The organism is Pseudomonas lijiangensis, from assembly GCF_018968705.1.
In the GTDB taxonomy this organism is placed as follows: Bacteria; Pseudomonadota; Gammaproteobacteria; order Pseudomonadales; family Pseudomonadaceae; genus Aquipseudomonas; species Aquipseudomonas lijiangensis.
Genome location: NZ_CP076668.1, coordinates 3,601,732 through 3,619,709, shown reverse-complemented (window position 1 = coordinate 3,619,709; position 17,978 = coordinate 3,601,732). Strand labels below are relative to the sequence as shown.

Below are 17,978 nucleotides of genomic sequence, written 5' to 3'. Positions count from 1 at the left end.
CAGCAAATACAGGCACATGGAGTTTTTTCGGTTGAAAACCAGGCGAAGGATTCAGCAAAAAGTGCGCAAAGGCCTGCGCACCTGCGCAACTCCTTGCGTATTGGCTGGAGGCCTTTTGATCCGTGGCTTTCAGCGCTTATTACCGATTTTGGGTGCGCATTTTCTTGCGCATCAAGGCCATGAGCTATCAAGCATTAATTTCCGTTAAATATTTTGTCTCCAGTTCGTTCTTGTTGATACGACCAAGCCTCATGGTCAGGCCTATTCAGCAAGGACCCAATGCATGAATCCCGAACACGCCCATAAACTGGCTCGCCGTTTTGTCGAGCTGCCTCCTGAAAAACGTCGGTTGTTTCTCGACGGTATGCGCCAGGAGGACATGGACTTTTCGTTGTTCCCGATCCCGTCCTGCGTTGGGCTTGTTGAGCGTGATGGCCTGTCTTATGCCCAGCAGCGCATGTGGTTCCTCTGGCAGCTCGACCCTGAAAGTTCGGCCTATAACCTGCCGATGTCGGTGTGCCTGAACGGCTCGCTGGATGTCGCGCTTCTGGAGCGGGCATTCAGTGCTCTGGTGGAGCGTCATGAAAGCCTGCGCACGACCTTTGGTCAGGACGGCGACCGTGCCTTCCAGCGGGTGGCTGAGCCTGCACCGGTAAGTATCGAGTTGCTGGACCTGAGCGCCTTGCCGCTGGAGCAGCGCTGGTCGGCGGCGCATCGGGAAATGGCCCTTCAGGCCGGGCAGTCTTTCGATCTGGAAAAGGGGCCGCTGTTCAGCATTCGCCTGTTGCGCCTCGCTGAGCAGGAACATGTATTGCTGCTGAACCTGCACCACATGATCACCGACGGCTGGTCGATGAATGTGCTGATCGATGAATGGTTGCGTGGCTACGACGCGTTGGTGGCAGGCAAGACCTTGCAACTCAATCCCCTGGCCGTGCAGTACCGCGATTATGCGTTGTGGCAGCGCAGCTGGCTGGAGGCGGGGGAGCAGGAGCGTCAACTGGATTACTGGCGCGGGCATCTGGGGGAAGAGCATCCGGTGCTGGAACTGCCCACTGATCGACCTCATCCGGCCTTGCCGACTCATCAGGGCGCGCGTCTGGAAATCTCCCTGGACACCGCTTTGCTGCGGGACCTGAAAACCCTGGCCCAGCGTCAGGGCGTCACTTTGTTCGTGGTGCTGCTTGCTTCCTTCAAGAGCCTGTTGCATCGCTACAGCGGGCAGACCGATATCCGCGTCGGCGGGCTGATTGCCAACCGCACGCGCAGTGAAACCGAAGGCCTGATCGGCTGCTTTATCAACACCCAGGTACTGCGCAGTGAAGTGACGGCGCAGACCCGGTTCGTCGATCTGTTGCAGACCGTGCGTCAGGCGGCGATGGGCGCGCAGTCCCATCAGGAATTGCCCTTCGATGCGGTGATCGATGCCTTGCAACCCGAGCGCAGCCAGAGCCACAACCCGCTGTTCCAGGTCATGTTCAACCATCAGCCGGTGGTTGCCGATCTGTTGGACAAGCAACTGGCAAGCGGCCTGCGGGTCACCAATCTGCCCGCTGAGCAACAGGCTGCCGCCGGACGTGCCCATGCCGCCGCCAGCGATCTGATGCTGGCCACCAGCGGGGAAGGCGAACAGCTCAATGCCGCCTTTACCTACGCCACCGATATTTTCGACGAGGCGACCATCGCCCGTCTGGCCGGGCACTGGCGCAATCTGCTGGCTTCGGCCTGTGCCGATCCGCAACTGTCGGTGGGCGAATTGTCGATGCTGGCGGCTGACGAGCGTCAGCAATTGATGGATGTCGATGCCGCGCCACGGGCCAGTTCTGCCACGCCCGCGCATCGGTTGTTCGAGGCGCAGGTCAAGCGTACGCCAAAGGCGCAGGCGCTGGTCATGGCGGGTGAAAGTCAGGCTCCAGGCCTGAGCTACGAACAACTGAATCAACTCAGTAATCGTCTGGCCCATCGCTTGCGTGAGCAAGGCGTGGGGCCCGACGTGCTGGTGGGCATTGCCTTGGGGCGTTCCCTGGAAATGGCCGTGGCTTTGCTGGCGGTGCTCAAGGCCGGTGGTGCCTATGTGCCGCTGGACCCGAAGACTCCCGCCGAGCGCTTGAATCATGTGCTGCAGGACAGCGGTCTCAAGTTGCTGCTGACCCGCAGCGAACTGCTGCCCGATCTGCCGTCGCTGGGGGATATCCAGTGCCTGTGTCTGGACCTGCTGGATGAGCAGGGCGAAGCCGCTGAACAGGATCTGGATGTCAACGTCGATCCGGCCAATCTGGCGTACGTGATCTACACCTCCGGTTCCACCGGTCGCCCCAAGGGCGTGGCCATCAGTCATGCTGCACTGGCCGAGTTCGTCACCCTGGGCGCGACCTACAGCGACTTGCGCGAAGGTGATCGGGTCCTGCAGTTCGCCACCAACAGTTTCGATGGCTTTGTGGAGCAGTTCTATCCGCCGCTGTGCCATGGTGCCTGTGTGGTGCTGCGCGATGATCGACTCTGGGACAGCGGCACCTTCCATCGGGCGGTTGTCGAGCACGGCATTACCCTGGCGGACCTGCCAGCCGCGTACTGGCTGACCCTGGTGCAGGATTACGCTGCCCGGCCACCCGAGCACTATGGCGCGTTGCGTCAGATTCATGTGGGCGGCGAAGCCATGGCGGTGGAAGGCTTGCGCTTGTGGCGTCAGGCCGGGCTTGGCCATGTGCGACTGCTCAACACCTACGGGCCGACCGAGGCCACGGTGGTGTCGAGTATTCATGATTGCAGCGCATTGACGCCGCAGATCGTGTCCTGGCGCGGCGTGCCCATTGGCCGGGGACTGGCGGGACGTCGTCTGTACGTGCTCGATGACCAGTTGAACCTGCTGCCTCAGGGCGCAGTGGGTGAGTTGTATATCGGTGGGCCGGGTCTGGCCCGTGGTTATCACGGCCAGCCAGCGCTGAGCGCCGAGCGTTTTATTGCCGACCCGTTCGTGGCGGGTGAACGGCTTTATCGCACCGGCGACCGGGCGCGGTTGGGAGCCGATGGTGCACTGGAGTACATCGGTCGTGTCGATCATCAGGTAAAGATCCGCGGCTTCCGGATCGAACTGGGCGAAATCGAATCGCGCCTGCAACAGTGCACCGGCATTCGCGAAGCGGTGGTTCTGGCGCTGCCACTGGCGGGTAGCACGCAACTGGTGGCTTATCTGGTGCCTGAAATCGCGGCCACCGGCGATGCCGAACAGGCGGCGTTGCGCCAGGGCATCAAGTCCCAGCTGCAAGCCAGCCTGCCGGACTACATGGTGCCCACCCATCTGCTGCTCTTGCCGAACCTGCCCCTGACCCCCAGCGGCAAACTCGACCGCAAGGCCTTGCCGGTTCCCGACCCGAGCCAGTTGCAAGCCACGTATCGCGCACCGCAAACCGAGTTGCAGATCTGCCTGGCCGCCATCTGGGTGGAAGTGCTGCATGTGCCGCAGGTGGGCCTGGATGACCAGTTCTTCGAACTGGGCGGTCATTCCCTGCTCGCCGCGCAAGTGATTGCCCGGATCAAGACGCAACTGGGCGTCAGCCTGCCGCTGCGCACCCTGTTCGAGAAACCTGTGCTGAGCGATCTGGCCGCCGAAGTGGCGCTGCTCACCGATGACACGGCTGACAACGACTGGAGCGACATGGACCAGTTCATGGATTCACTGGAGGAATTTGGCGCATGACCGGGACTACTGCTGCACGTATCGCTAAACGCTTTGTCGGGCTGCCCCTGGAACAGCGTCAACAGTTCCTCGCCAGACTGCGCCAGGAAGGCAAGGACTTCAGCCTGTTGCCGGTGCCGGTCAGCCGCCATGATTTCGACGAGATCCCGTTGTCTTTCGCGCAGCAGCGCCTGCTGTTTCTCTGGCAGCTCGACCCGCTGAGCGATGCCTACAAGATGACCACCGGCCTGCGTCTGCGCGGTCAGCTGAATGAGTCGGCGCTGCTGTGTTCGTTCGATCATCTGATCGAGCGTCATGAGGTATTGCGCACGGTCTTCCACACCGAAGGCGACCAGCCGCGGCAAGTGATCCTCAGCAATCAGAGTGTGGCGCTGGAACGTGTCGATCTGTCGGCGTTGTCGGTGGATGTTCGCGAGGTCGAGCTGGCTCAGCAGGTCGAGCAGAGCACTCGCCAGCCGTTCGATCTGCAGAAAGGCCCGCTGTTGCGTGCCAGCCTGTATCGCCTGGCTGACGATGAACATGTGCTGGTGGTGAGCATGCATCACATCGTCTCCGATGGCTGGTCCATGGATGTGATGATTCAGGAATTCGTGCACTGCTATCAGGCTTACAGCGAGTGTCGCGAGCCGGTGCTGCCGGAGTTGCCTTTGCAGTACGCCGATTATGCGATCTGGCAGCGCAAGTGGCTGGAAGCCGGCGAGGGCGAGCGGCAACTCGATTACTGGCGTCAGCAACTGGGCGACGAGCAGCCTCTGCTGGATGCCGCCCATGACTTTCAGCGTCCGGCGACCCAGAGCTTTCAGGGCGAGCGCCTGAAGTTCGACTTCGGCCTCGATCTGTCCCGACAACTGAATGCCTTTGCCCGCAGTCAGGGCATGAGCCTGTTCATGCTGGTGCTGGCCGGTTTTTCCCTGTTCCTGTCCCGCAAGGCCGGGCAGCGGGATATCCGCATCGGCGTGCCCAATGCCAACCGTGGCCGGGCTGAAACCGAAGGCCTGATCGGCTTTTTCATCAACACCCAGGTGCTGCGCTGCGAAGTGGACGAGCGTCTGAGCTATCTCGATCTGCTGGCCCGGATTCGTGAAACGTCCTTTGGTGCCCAGGCCCATCAGGATGTGCCGTTCGAGCAACTGGTGGATCAACTGGCGCCGGAGCGCAGCCTGGGGCACAACCCGCTTTTCCAGGCCAAGTTCAACCAGAACGTGGTGCTCAAGCAGAAAGTGGCCCTCAGACTGCCGGGTCTGGAGGTCAGCGAGTACGAGTTCCACAAGGACGGTGCGCATTTCGATCTGGCGCTGGACATTACTGACGACGGCACGCTGATCCATGGCGACATGACCTTTGCCAGCGACCTGTACAAACGCTCGACTGTCGAGGGCTTCATTCCGGCGCTGCTTGAGCTGTTCAAGACCCTGCTCGCAGCTCCGGAGGCGCCCTTGTTCAGCCTCGGCGCGTTGTCGGTTCAGCCTCCGCAAGTTGCCCGTGAACCTGCCGCGCAGGTGCTGCAACAGTGGCAGGCTCAGGTCGAGAAACAGCCTGATGCCTTGGCCGCCCGTTGCCTTGAGCGCACCCTGACCACCGCCGAGCTGGATCAGGCGGCCAATCGTCTGGCCCATCATCTGGTGAGTCTGGGTGTGAGGGAAGGCCAGCCCGTGGCGGTGCTGATGGAACGCTCCCTGGACTGGCTCACGGCGGTGCTGGCGATCTTCAAGGCGGGCGGCGTCTATATGCCGCTGGACGTCAAGGCGCCGGATGCGCGTCTGCAACAGATGCTTGAAGGTGCCAGCGCCCGGGTGCTGCTGTGTGCCGAAGGCGATCAGCGCCAGACTTCGCTGGCAGTGGCCGGTTGTCAGGGCCTGGCCTATGTGCCGAGCCTCTGGCAGCACCAGCCTGCCACTCATCCTGGCATCGTGGTTTCGGCGCAGTCGCCGGCCTATGTGATTCATACCTCCGGTTCCACCGGCCAGCCCAAGGGTGTGCTGGTCAGCCATGGCGCGCTGGCCAGTTATGTCCGTGGTCTGCTTGAGCGTCTGGAACTGGCACTGGACGCCAGCATGGCGCTGGTTTCGACCATCGCCGCCGACCTGGGCCATACCGTGCTGTTCGGTGCCCTGTGTTCCGGGCGTCCCTTGCATGTGTTGACCGAAGCCCTGGGCTTCGATCCGGATGGCTTTGCCGAGTACATGGCCGAGCATCGCGTCGGCGTGCTGAAAATCGTCCCCGGTCATCTTACGGCCCTGTTACAGGCTGCCAATCCCGCCGATGTGCTGCCACAGCATGCGCTGATTGTCGGTGGCGAGGCGTGTCCGCCAGCCTTGTTCGAGCAGGTTCGTCAGCTCAAGCCGGGCTGTCGCTTTATCAACCACTATGGCCCCAGTGAAACCACGGTGGGCGTGCTGACCCATGAAGTCCAGGTGATCGATCCGTCCCGTTCCGTACCGGTGGGGACGCCATTGCCGGGGGCTCATGCCTATGTGCTGGACGATGTGCTGAACCCGAGCGACGAGCAGGTCGCGGGTGAGTTGTATATCGGCGGCGACAGCGTGGCGCTGGGCTATCTCGGACAGCCGGGCCTGACGGCCGAACGCTTTGTGCCGGACCCCTTTGCCGGGGACGGGCAGCGGGTCTATCGCAGTGGTGACCGAGTGCGCCGCAGCCGTCAGGGGCTGCTGGAATTCATCGGTCGCAGTGATGATCAGGTAAAAGTGCGCGGCTATCGAGTGGAGCCTGCCGAAGTGGCGCGGGTGTTGCTGCGCTTCGAGTCGGTGGCCGAAGCCACGGTGATGGCGCAAGGTGTCGAGGGGGATGAATCCCGTCTGCAACTCGTGGCGTATTGCGTGGCAGCGGCGGGCAAGACGCTTTCGGTCGACACCCTGCGCGAGCAACTGACCGCCAGCCTGCCGGAATACCTGGTGCCTGCGCAGTTCGTGGTGCTGGAGCGTCTGCCGCTGACCGCCAATGGCAAGCTGGACAAGCGCGCCTTGCCCAAGCCGGGCGTGGTCAAACAGCGTTACACAGCACCCGTGGGCGAGATCGAGGAAAAGCTCGCCGCTGTGTGGGCCGATGTGCTCAAGCTGGAGAAAGTCGGCACCACCGATAACTTCTTCGAATTGGGTGGCGACTCGATCCTCAGCTTGCAAATCATCGCCCGGGCCAAGCGTCAGGGCCTCAAGCTGAGCCCCAAGCAACTGTTCGAGAAACAGACCATCGCCCAGTTGGCGACGGTGGCCAAACTGATTCAGAAGAAGCCCGCAGCAGTCGTTGAGCAGGTAAGCGGCAACTTGCCGTTGCTGCCGATTCAGGCGCGCTTCTTCGAGATGAACATTCCCGAGCGCCACCACTGGAACCAGTCAGTGATGCTCAAGCCCAATAGCCCGCTGGAAGCCAGTCATCTGCTGGCAGCCTTGCAGGCTTTGATCGAACAGCATGACGCTCTGCGCCTGGGCTTTGCCCAACAGGACGGCCAGTGGCAGGCGACCTTCGGGCCGCTGTCCACCCGCGACCTGCTGTGGGTGCATGAGCTGGACGATATCTCGCGCCTGACCGAACTGGCCGACGAAGCCCAGCGCAGCCTGGACCTGAAAAACGGTCCGCTGCTGCGTGCGGTGCTGGTGAGCTTGCCGCAAGGTGAGCAGCGTCTGCTGCTGGTGATCCATCACCTGGTGGTGGACGGCGTGTCGTGGCGAGTGTTGCTGGAAGATCTGCAACAGGCTTACGTCGCCCTGAACACCGGCAAGGCATTGGCATTGCCCGCCAAGACCACTTCCCTCAAAACCTGGGCCGAGCAACTGCATCGTTATGCCGCCAGCGAAACCCTGGCTGCCGAGCGTGATTACTGGCTGCAAACCATCAGCGGCGATATCCAGCCGTTGCCTTGTGACAATCCGCACGGCACGCAACGCAACCGCGATGTCGCCCATGCTTCGTCCTGGCTGAGCAAGGACCTGACCCACAAGCTGCTCAAGGTGGCACCAGCGGCTTACCGGACTCAGGTCAACGACCTGTTGCTGACCGCGCTGGCGCAGGTGTTGTGCCAGTGGAGCCGGCAGCCTTCGGTGCTGATCCAGCTGGAAGGCCATGGCCGTGAAGACTTGTTCGACGACATGGACCTGAGCCGCACGGTCGGCTGGTTCAGCAGCCTGTTTCCGGTCAGGGTGACACCGCAAGCCGAGCTGGGTGCAAGCATCTGCGGCATCAAGGAGCAACTGCGGGCTGTGCCGAACAAAGGCGTCGGCTATGGCGTGTTGCGTTACCTGGGCGATGCCGGTTTTGGTCGCGAGCTGGCGGCCTTGCCTCAGGCGCAGGTCACCTTCAACTACCTGGGACAATTCGACGGCAGCTTCAACGAGCGTGACGGCGCGCTGTTCGTGCCGAGCGGGGATAGCTGCGGTCATGCCTTGAGTCAAGACGGACCATTGGGCAACGGACTGAGCATCAACGGTCAGGTGTTCGACGGCCAGTTGCAACTGGACTGGGCGTTCAGTGGCGAGGTCTATCAGGCTTCGACCATCGAGGCGCTGGCGCGTCAGTACGAGCAGGCGCTGACAGCGGTGATCGAGCATTGCCTCGATGGCCAGCAGGGCGTCACGCCATCGGACTTCCCGCTAACTACCCTCACTCAGGCGCAACTGGGCCGTTTGCCGATTGCTGCGGGGAATATCGACGATATCTATCCCCTGGCGCCGATGCAGCAGGGCATGTTGTTCCATAGCCTTTTCGAGCAGGAAGCGGGCAATTACATCAACCAGTTGCGCGTCGATGTGGCGGGGCTGGATGTCGAACGCTTCAAGGCTGCATGGCAGGCTTCGGTGGATGCCCATGAAGTGCTGCGCAGTGCCTTTGTCAGCCACCTGGAACACTCGCTGCAAGTGGTGCAGCGCCAGGCTGTCGTGCCCTTTGTCGAGCTGGATGCCCGCCATCAGCAGGCGGCGTGGCTGGATGACTGGGCGCAGGCCGACCGGCAAAAGGGTTTCGACCTGACCCAGGGGCCACTGCTGCGTCTGGCGCTGCTGCGCACGGCGGACAATAGCCATCACCTGATCTACACCAGCCATCACATCCTTATGGACGGCTGGAGCAGCTCGCGACTGCTGGGCGAAGTGCTGCAACGCTACAGCGGCCAGCCACTGCCACAGCAGGGCAGCCGTTATCGCGATTACATCGAATGGCTGCAACGCCAGGATGCCCAGGCCAGCGAGCGCTTCTGGACTGAACAGGTGGCAGAGCTGGATGAGCCTACCCGACTGGTTCAGGCGCTCAAAGCCAGTGCAGGCGGGCAGGGTTATGGGGATTACTTCCACCTGATAGACGCAGCAGGCACTCAACGCTTGAGTGATTTTGCCCGCGAGCAGCGTGTGACCCTCAACACCCTGGTGCAATCGGCCTGGTTACTGCTGTTGCAGCGTTATACCGGGCAATCCAGCGTCACCTTCGGCGCAACAGTGGCCGGGCGTCCGGCAGACTTGCCGGGTGTCGAAGAGCAGCTTGGGCTGTTCATCAACACCTTGCCGGTGATCGCCAGTCCGCGTCCCGAGCAATCGGTGGCCGAGTGGGTGCAACAGGTGCAGTCCAAAAACATTGCCCTGCGCGAGTACGAGCATACGCCGCTGTACGATATCCAGCGTCTGGCGGCCAGCGGTGGCGAGGCGCTGTTCGACAACATTCTGGTGTTCGAGAACTACCCGGTATCCGAAGCCTTGCAACAGGCTCCGGCAGGCCTGGCTTTCAGCGGCCTGCACAATCAGGAGCAGGCGCATTACCCGCTGACTCTGGTTGTCGAAGCGGGCGACGTGCTGTCGGTGCGTTTCAGCTATGACCGCAAGCACTTTGCTGCCGAAACCGTGGCGCAACTGGCCGGCCATTTCGACCACTTGCTGCAAACCCTGAGCGCTGCGCCGTCAGCCTCCTTGGGTGAACTGGCATTGCCGACTGGCTGGACGCAAGCCGTGCAGGCATGGCCAAGCGCAAAATGCGCCCATCAACTGATCGAAACCCAGGCCGCTCGCGTACCTCAGGCCATTGCCCTGAGCATGGGCGATCAAACCCTGACTTACGAAGCCCTGAACCGTCGCGCCAACCGTCTGGCCCACAAGCTGCGGGAGCAGGGCGTTGGGCCGGAAGTGCGTGTCGGACTGGCGGTGGAGCGCAGTCTGGAAATGATTGTCGGCTTGCTGGCGATCCTCAAGGCCGGTGGTGCCTACGTGCCGCTGGACCCGGATTCCCCGCAGGAACGCCTGAACTACCTGATGGACGATAGCGGCATTACCTTGCTGCTGACCCAGGACCACTTACTGGCCAGCCTGCCGCTGCCACCGCAAGTGAAAACCCTGTCGCTGAGCGATGCGCTGGAAGGTTATTCCGAGAGCAATCCGCTCAACCTGAGCTCGCCGGATAACCTGGCCTACGTGATCTACACCTCGGGTTCCACCGGCAAGCCGAAGGGCACGCTGCTGCCCCATCACAACCTGATGCGCCTGTTTGCGGCCACCGATGACTGGTTCACGTTCGATGAGCGCGATGTCTGGACCCTGTTCCATTCCTACGCTTTCGATTTCTCGGTGTGGGAGATTTTCGGTGCGCTGCTGCACGGCGGACGCTTGGTCATCGTGCCTCGTGATGTCAGCCGCTCGCCGGAAGATTTCCATGCCTTATTGGTGCAGGAACAGGTCACGGTATTGAACCAGACACCGTCGGCGTTCAAGCAACTGATGCGGGTGGCTTGCGACAGCTCAAAAGCGCTGGCGCTACGTTCGGTAATCTTTGGCGGCGAGGCACTGGACGTTACCAGCCTGAGCCCATGGTTCGAGCGCTTTGGCGACCAGAGCCCGCAATTGATCAATATGTACGGCATCACCGAAACCACCGTGCATGTCACCTATCGCCCGATTACCCAGGCCGACACCCTGAGTGCCGCCAGCCCCATTGGCGAGGCGATTCCCGATCTGTCCTGGTACGTGCTGGATGCCGATTTCAACCCGGTGGCCCTGGGTTGCAGCGGCGAATTGCATATCGGTAATGCCGGTCTGGCGCGGGGATATCACAACCGTGCAGCGCTTACCGCCGAGCGCTTTGTGCCGGACCCGTTCTCTCAGGATGGCGGTCGCCTGTATCGCACGGGCGATCTGGCCCGTTACCGTTCTGAAGGCGTGATCGAATACGCCGGACGTATCGACCATCAGGTGAAGATCCGCGGTTTCCGTATCGAGCTGGGTGAAATCGAGGCGCGCTTGCAGGCCCAGGCCAGCGTCCGGGAAGTCATCGTGCTGGCGCTGGACGGGCAACTGGCGGCGTATCTGGTGCCTCAGGATTCAGGAATCGATCATCAGGTCCTGCGCGAACAACTGAAAGCCGAACTCAAGGCCCATCTGCCGGATTACATGGTGCCGACCCATTTCGTGGTGCTGGACGCCATGCCATTGACCGGCAACGGCAAGCTGGACCGCAAGGCCTTGCCCAAGCCAGATACCAGCCAGTTGCAGAACAGCTATGTGGCGCCGCAAAGCGAGCTGGAGCAACAACTGGCAGCCATCTGGGCGGACGTGCTGAAAGTCGAGCGGGTGGGTTTGAACGACAACTTCTTCGAACTGGGCGGTCACTCGCTGGTGGCGGTGCAGATGCTGGTGCGTGTGCGCGAGCAATTGCAGCACGAGGTTTCGTTGAAAGAGTTGTTCGAACAACCTTGCGTGGCGGGTCTGGTTGCCGTGATCGAGCAAAAAAATGGCAAAAGTGACCATGCACAGGACGAATTGACTAAATCACTGGAGGCACTCAAACGTTTATCAGCGGAGGAAATTGATAATTTGATCGCTTAGCAGGAGATACCCCCGTGCAAGAGTTGCTTGAGTCCGTTAAATCGCTGTCCGCCCGTGAACGCAAGGCGCTGGCGGTACTGCTGAAGCGACAGGGGGTGAATCTCTACGCCGTCACGCCAATCTTCAAGAGAGAGTCGCAGGAACCTTCTGCACTCTCTTTTGCCCAGCAGCGGCAATGGATCATCTGGCAGCTTGACCCTCAAAGCGCCACCTACAACATCCCCCTGGCTCTGCGCCTGCACGGCAGCCTGAATGTCGAAGCGCTGCGCCGCAGTTTCGAACACCTGATCGCCCGTCACGAAACCCTGCGCACGACCTTCGAGCAGCAAGGCGACGACGCCCTGCAAGTGGTGCATCCGGCTGGCCCTTTCGCTCTGAATGTGGATCGTCTGCAGGCCGGTGAAACGGTCGAGACTTACGTCGAACAGGAAGTGCAACGGCCCTTCGATCTGCAGAACGGTCCGCTGTTGCGGGTCAGGCTCCTGAGCCTTGGGGATGACGAACATGTGCTGGTTCTGACCCAGCACCATATCGTCTCCGATGGCTGGTCGATGCCGATCATGGTCGATGAGTTGCTGCGCCTTTACGAAGCCTGCAGCCAGGGACGCGAGCCGCAACTGGCAGCGCTGCCGATCCAGTATGCCGATTACGCCTTGTGGCAGCGCAACTGGCTGGAAATGGGTGAGCAGGAGCGCCAGCTGACTTACTGGAAAAACCAGTTGGGCGACCAGCAGCCGGTGCTTGAACTGCCCACCGATCGTTCACGTCCGGCCGTGCGTGGTAACGGCGGGGCGCGCATCAATGTCGAACTGGATGGCGCACTGCTGTGCCGCTTGAAGGACGTGGCGCGGCAACAGGGCGTGACCCTGTTCATGTTGTTGCTGGCTTCGTTCCAGACCCTGTTGCATCGCTATACCGGCCAAAACGATGTGCGTGTCGGCGTGCCGATTGCCAACCGCAACCGCGCCGAAACCGAGGGCCTGATCGGCTTCTTCGTCAACACTCAGGTGCTCAAGGCCGGGTTCGATTCGCAGACGACGGTTGCCCAACTGTTGCAACAGGTCAAGCAGACCGCCTTGCAGGCTCAGGCTCATCAGGACCTGCCTTTCGAGCAACTGGTGGAAGCCTTGCAGCCGGAGCGCGATCTGAGTCGCAGCCCGTTGTTTCAGGTTGCCTATAACCACCAGACCCAGGGCCGGAACGAGGCCCGACAGTTGCCCGGCCTGCGTCTGGAATACCAGGTGTCGGACAAGCACACCGCGCAGTTCGACCTGACTCTGGATACCTGTGAGCGGGAAGACGGCCTGGGCGCTTCGCTGATCTACGCCACCGACCTGTTCGATGCCGCAACCATCGAGCGCATGGCCGATCACTGGCGCAATGTGTTGCACGCCATGACAGCCGATATCCAGCAGCGCATCGCGGACCTGCCATTGCTGAGCGCTGCCGAGCGCCAGCAGACGTTGCAGGACTGGAATCGCGAGGTGGCGGTTTTCCCAAGCACACAGTGCGCTCATCAGATGATCGAAGCTCAGGCTGCTCGCGTCCCTCAGGCCATTGCCCTGAGCCTGGGTAATCAGCACCTGACTTATGAAGCCCTGAACCGTCGCGCCAACCGCTTGGCCCACAAGCTGCGGGAGCAGGGCGTTGGGCCTGAGGTGCGTGTCGGACTGGCGGTGGAGCGCAGCCTGGAAATGATCGTCGGCCTGTTGGCGATCCTCAAGGCCGGTGGCGCCTATGTGCCGCTGGACCCGGATTCCCCGCAGGAACGTCTGAATTACCTGATGGACGACAGCGGCATTACCTTGCTGCTGACCCAGGACCACTTACTGGCCAGCCTGCCGCTGCCACCGCAAGTGAAAACCCTGTCGCTGAGCGATGCGCTGGAAGGTTATGCCGAGAGCAATCCGGTCAACCTGAGCGCGCCGGATAACCTGGCTTACGTGATCTACACCTCGGGTTCCACCGGCAAGCCGAAGGGCACGTTGCTGCCCCATCACAACCTGATGCGCCTGTTTGCGGCCACCGATGACTGGTTCAAGTTTGATGAGCGCGATGTCTGGACCCTGTTCCATTCCTACGCTTTCGATTTCTCGGTGTGGGAGATTTTCGGCGCACTGCTGCACGGCGGTCGTCTGGTTATCGTGCCTCGGGATGTGAGCCGCTCACCGGAAGATTTCCATACCTTGCTGGTGCAGGAACAGGTCACGGTATTGAACCAGACACCGTCGGCGTTCAAGCAACTGATGCGTGTTGCTTGCGACAGCTCAAAGGCTCTGGCTTTACGTTCGGTAATCTTCGGCGGCGAGGCACTGGACGTCACCAGCCTGAGCCCATGGTTCGAGCGCTTTGGCGACCAGAGCCCGCAACTGATCAATATGTACGGCATCACCGAAACCACGGTGCATGTCACCTATCGCCCCATCACCAAAGCCGACACCCTGAATGCTGCCAGCCCCATTGGCGAGGCGATTCCCGATCTGTCCTGGTACGTGCTGGATGCAGATTTCAACCCGGTTGCCCTGGGTTGCAGCGGCGAACTGCATATCGGCCATGCCGGTCTGGCACGGGGTTATCACAACCGTGCAGCACTTACCGCCGAACGCTTTGTGCCGGACCCGTTCTCCCAAGACGGCGGTCGCCTGTATCGCACCGGCGACTTGGCCCGTTATAGGACAGAAGGCGTGATCGAATACGCCGGGCGTATCGACCATCAGGTGAAGATTCGCGGTTTCCGTATCGAGCTGGGTGAAATCGAGGCGCGCTTGCAGGCTCAGGCCAGCGTCCGGGAAGTCATCGTGCTGGCGCTGGACGGGCAACTGGTGGCGTATCTGGTGCCGCAGGATTCAGGCATCGATCATCAGGTCCTGCGCGAACAACTGAAAGCCGAACTCAAGGCCCATCTGCCGGATTACATGGTGCCGACCCATTTCGTGGTGCTGGACGCCATGCCATTGACCGGCAACGGCAAGCTGGACCGCAAGGCCTTGCCCAAGCCGGATGCCAGCCAGTTGCAGAACAGCTATGTGGCGCCGCAAAGCGAGCTGGAGCAACAACTGGCTGCCATCTGGGCGGACGTGCTGAAAGTCGAGCGGGTGGGTTTGAACGACAATTTCTTCGAGCTGGGCGGCCACTCGCTGCTGGCGACCCAGGTGATTTCCCGGATTCGTCAGCAACTGAACCTCGAACTGTCGTTGCGCAACCTGTTTGAAGCCCAGAATCTGGCCGGTTTTGCCCAGGCGGCAGGGCAAGGGCAGGTCAGTCAGGCTCCCGGCTTCATCAAGGCCGACCGCACTCAGCCGCTGGGCCTGTCCTATGCCCAGCAGCGTCAGTGGTTTCTCTGGCAGCTTGAGCCAGAGAGCACCGCGTACAACATGCCGGTCGCCCTGCGCCTGAACGGTCCGCTGGATATTGATGCGCTGGAGCAGAGCTTCACCGCCCTGATTGCCCGTCATGAAACCCTGCGCACGACCTTCCGCCAGAGCGGTGAGCAGGCGGAGCAGGTCGTTCATCCGGCGTCGGTTTTCACGCTGCCGGTCGAGCAGGTGCCCGTCGGCCAGACACTGGAAGTCTGTGTACAGCAGGAAGTGCAGCGTCCCTTCGATCTGGAGCAGGGTCCGCTGTTGCGGGTCAGGCTGCTGAACCTGGGCGAAAACCGGCATGTGCTGGTGTTGACCCAGCACCATATCGTTTCCGATGGCTGGTCGATGCCGATCATGGTCGACGAACTGGTGCGCCTGTACGAAGGCTACAGCCAGGGACGTGAAGTCGATCTGGGTGAACTGGCGATTCAGTACGCCGATTACGCTCTCTGGCAGCGCACCTGGATGGAAGCCGGCGAACAGGCTCGGCAACTGGCTTACTGGAAAGAACAGCTGGGCGACCAGCAGCCGATTCTGGAGTTGCCTGCGGACCGGCCACGGCCTGCTGTGCAGAGCCATGCCGGTGCCCGGTTGGGTCTTGAGCTGGAATCTGATCTGGTGGACAGCCTCAAAGACGTGGCTCGTCAGGAAGGCGTGACGCTGTTCATGTTGCTGCTGGCCTCTTTCCAGAGCCTGCTGCATCGCCATTCGGGGCAGAACGATATTCGCGTCGGCGTGCCGATTGCCAACCGCACCCGTGCCGAAACCGAAGGTTTGATCGGCTTCTTCGTCAACACCCAGGTGCTGCGAGCCGAGTTCGATCTGCACACCACCTTCAGCGAGCTGTTGCAGCAGGTCAGACAGACCGCCTTGCAGGCCCAGGCTCATCAGGAGCTGCCTTTCGAGCAACTGGTGGAAGCCTTGCAGCCGCAGCGCAGCCTGAGTCATAGCCCGCTGTTCCAGGTGATGTTCAATCACCAGACTCAGGCCGGTGCCGAGGTTCGCGAGTTGTCCGGGCTGAGTATCCAGGGCCTTGAGTCGGACAGCCATGCGGCCCAGTTCGACCTGAGCCTTGGGACTACGGAGCATGCAGACGGCCTGAGCGCTGGCCTGACCTACGCCACGGCCCTGTTCGATGGCGCGACCATCGAGCGCATGGCCGAGCACTGGCTGACATTGCTCAAAGCCATCTGCATCGATGCCCGCCAGCGGGTCAGCGAGCTGCCGATGCAGAGCGAAGCCGAGCGTCAGCAGATTCTGCAAGGCTGGAATGACAGCGCGGCGGTTTATCCGAACGAGCAATGCCTGCCTGCGCTGATCGAAGCCCAGGTTCAGGCCACGCCTGATGCCCTTGCATTGACCCTGAGCAGCGAACAGCTGACCTATCGCCAGCTCAACAGCCGCGCCAACCAACTGGCCCACAAACTTCGCGAACTGGGTGTCGGCCCGGATGTGCTGGTGGGTGTTGCGGTGCAGCGCAGTCTGGAACAGGTGATCGGTCTGCTGGCGATTCTCAAGGCGGGCGGTGCCTATGTGCCGCTGGACCCTGACTTCCCTCAGGACCGTCTGGCCTACATGATCGAGGACAGCGGCCTGCAATTGTTGCTGACCCAGACCGCACTGCGTGAACGTCTGCCGATTCCGGCCAGTGTCCAGAGCCTGTGCCTGGATCAGGCCGGCGACTGGCTGCAAGGCTATAGCGAGGAAAACCCGGTCAACCCGGCACACGCGCAAAACCTGGCCTATGTGATCTACACCTCGGGCTCCACGGGGCAGCCCAAAGGCGTGATCATCGGCCATCAGGCGCTGGTCAATTTCCTGCACAGCATGGCCGGGCAGCCGGGGTTGAAGGCCACGGACAAGGTCCTGTCCCTGACCTCGTTGTCATTCGATATCGCCGGGCTGGAGTTGTACCTGCCGCTGATACGCGGCGCTTCGGTGGTGCTGTTGCGTCCCGATGAAAACAAGGACCCGCACGCCTTGCTGGCGGTGATCGAACAGCAGGCTGTCAGCGTGATCCAGGCCACGCCTTCCACCTGGCGCATGCTGCTGGACAGCGCGCCTGCCGGTGCCTTGCAAGGCAAGACGGTGCTGTGCGGTGGCGAGGCCTTGAGCGTCGAACTGGCTCAGCGCCTGATCGATCAGGCCGGGCATGTCTGGAACGTCTACGGGCCGACGGAAACCACCGTCTGGTCGGCGCGCCATTACCTGACCCGCAGTGACGATATCTGGCTGGGTCGGCCGCTGGCCAATACCCGACTGCACATCGTCAGCGACGATATCAACGTTCTGCCCATCGGCACCCGAGGTGAGCTGCTGATCGGCGGTGACGGTCTGGCGCGGGGGTATCACCAGCGGGCGGCGCTGACTGCCGAGCGCTTCATTCCCGATCCGTTCGGGCCGCCGGGTTCGCGGCTGTATCGCACCGGGGACCTGACGCGCTATCACGCCGACGGGGTGATCGAGTATGTCGGGCGTCTGGACCATCAGGTGAAGATCCGCGGTTTCCGTATCGAGCTGGGTGAAATCGAAGCCCGCCTGCAGGAGCACCCAAGCGTTCATGAAGCCACGGTCATCGATATCGACGGCCCGGCAGGCAAGCAACTGGTGGCGTATCTGGTCGCAGTCGATGGGGCGCAGGACTTCGATGCCCAGCGTGATCAGCTCAAGGCGCATCTGCGGGCCGGCTTGCCGGATTACATGGTGCCGAGCCACTTCGTCCGCTTGCAGCAGATGCCGCTGACCCCCAACGGCAAGCTGGATCGCAAGGCGTTGCCCAAGCCCGATGCCAGCCAGTTGCAGCGCCGTTATGTCGCGCCGTCCGCCGGGCAGGAACAACAGATCGCCGATATCTGGGCGCAGGTACTGAAGGTCGAGCGTGTCGGCCTGACCGACGACTTCTTCGAGCTGGGCGGACACTCGCTGTTGGCGGCCCAGCTTATTTCCAGAATCCATTCAGGCCTGGGGATCGATGTGCCCCTGCGCCTTGTTTTCGAGAAACCGCAATTGAACAACTTTATCCAGGCATTGCAGAGCAGCGGTTTGTCGCTGACCGAGGACGGCTTGTCCGATATCGAAAAAATGATGAATGAAATGGCGGGTATCTGA

At 61.6% G+C, this 17,978-nt stretch carries 3 protein-coding genes; all 3 read left to right on the top strand.

Going from position 1 to position 17,978, the window contains the following annotated elements:
- Positions 1–283: 283 nt before the first annotated feature.
- From KQP88_RS14830 to KQP88_RS14820, 3 genes are read left to right on the top strand one after another with little or no spacing between them, the layout of a single operon-like run.
- Entirely contained in the window at positions 284–3,697 is a 3,414-nt protein-coding gene (locus tag KQP88_RS14830) for a non-ribosomal peptide synthetase (protein WP_216703467.1), read from the top strand.
- Positions 3,694–11,508, top strand: a complete 7,815-nt coding sequence (locus KQP88_RS14825; protein ID WP_216703466.1) for a non-ribosomal peptide synthetase — start codon at positions 3,694–3,696, stop codon at positions 11,506–11,508. The genes KQP88_RS14830 and KQP88_RS14825 overlap by 4 nt, the downstream gene beginning before the upstream one ends.
- Positions 11,509–11,522: 14 nt before the next feature.
- Positions 11,523–17,978: a non-ribosomal peptide synthetase gene (locus KQP88_RS14820; RefSeq protein WP_216703465.1), complete on the top strand. Its 6,456-nt coding sequence runs from the start codon at positions 11,523–11,525 to the stop codon at positions 17,976–17,978.

What these genes read in the sequence shown, in the direction of transcription:
- KQP88_RS14830 (WP_216703467.1), top strand. Translation starts at nt 284, where the DNA reads ATGAATCCCGAACACGCCCATAAACTGGCTCGCCGTTTTGTCGAGCTG.
- KQP88_RS14825 (WP_216703466.1), top strand. Translation starts at nt 3,694, where the DNA reads ATGACCGGGACTACTGCTGCACGTATCGCTAAACGCTTTGTCGGGCTG.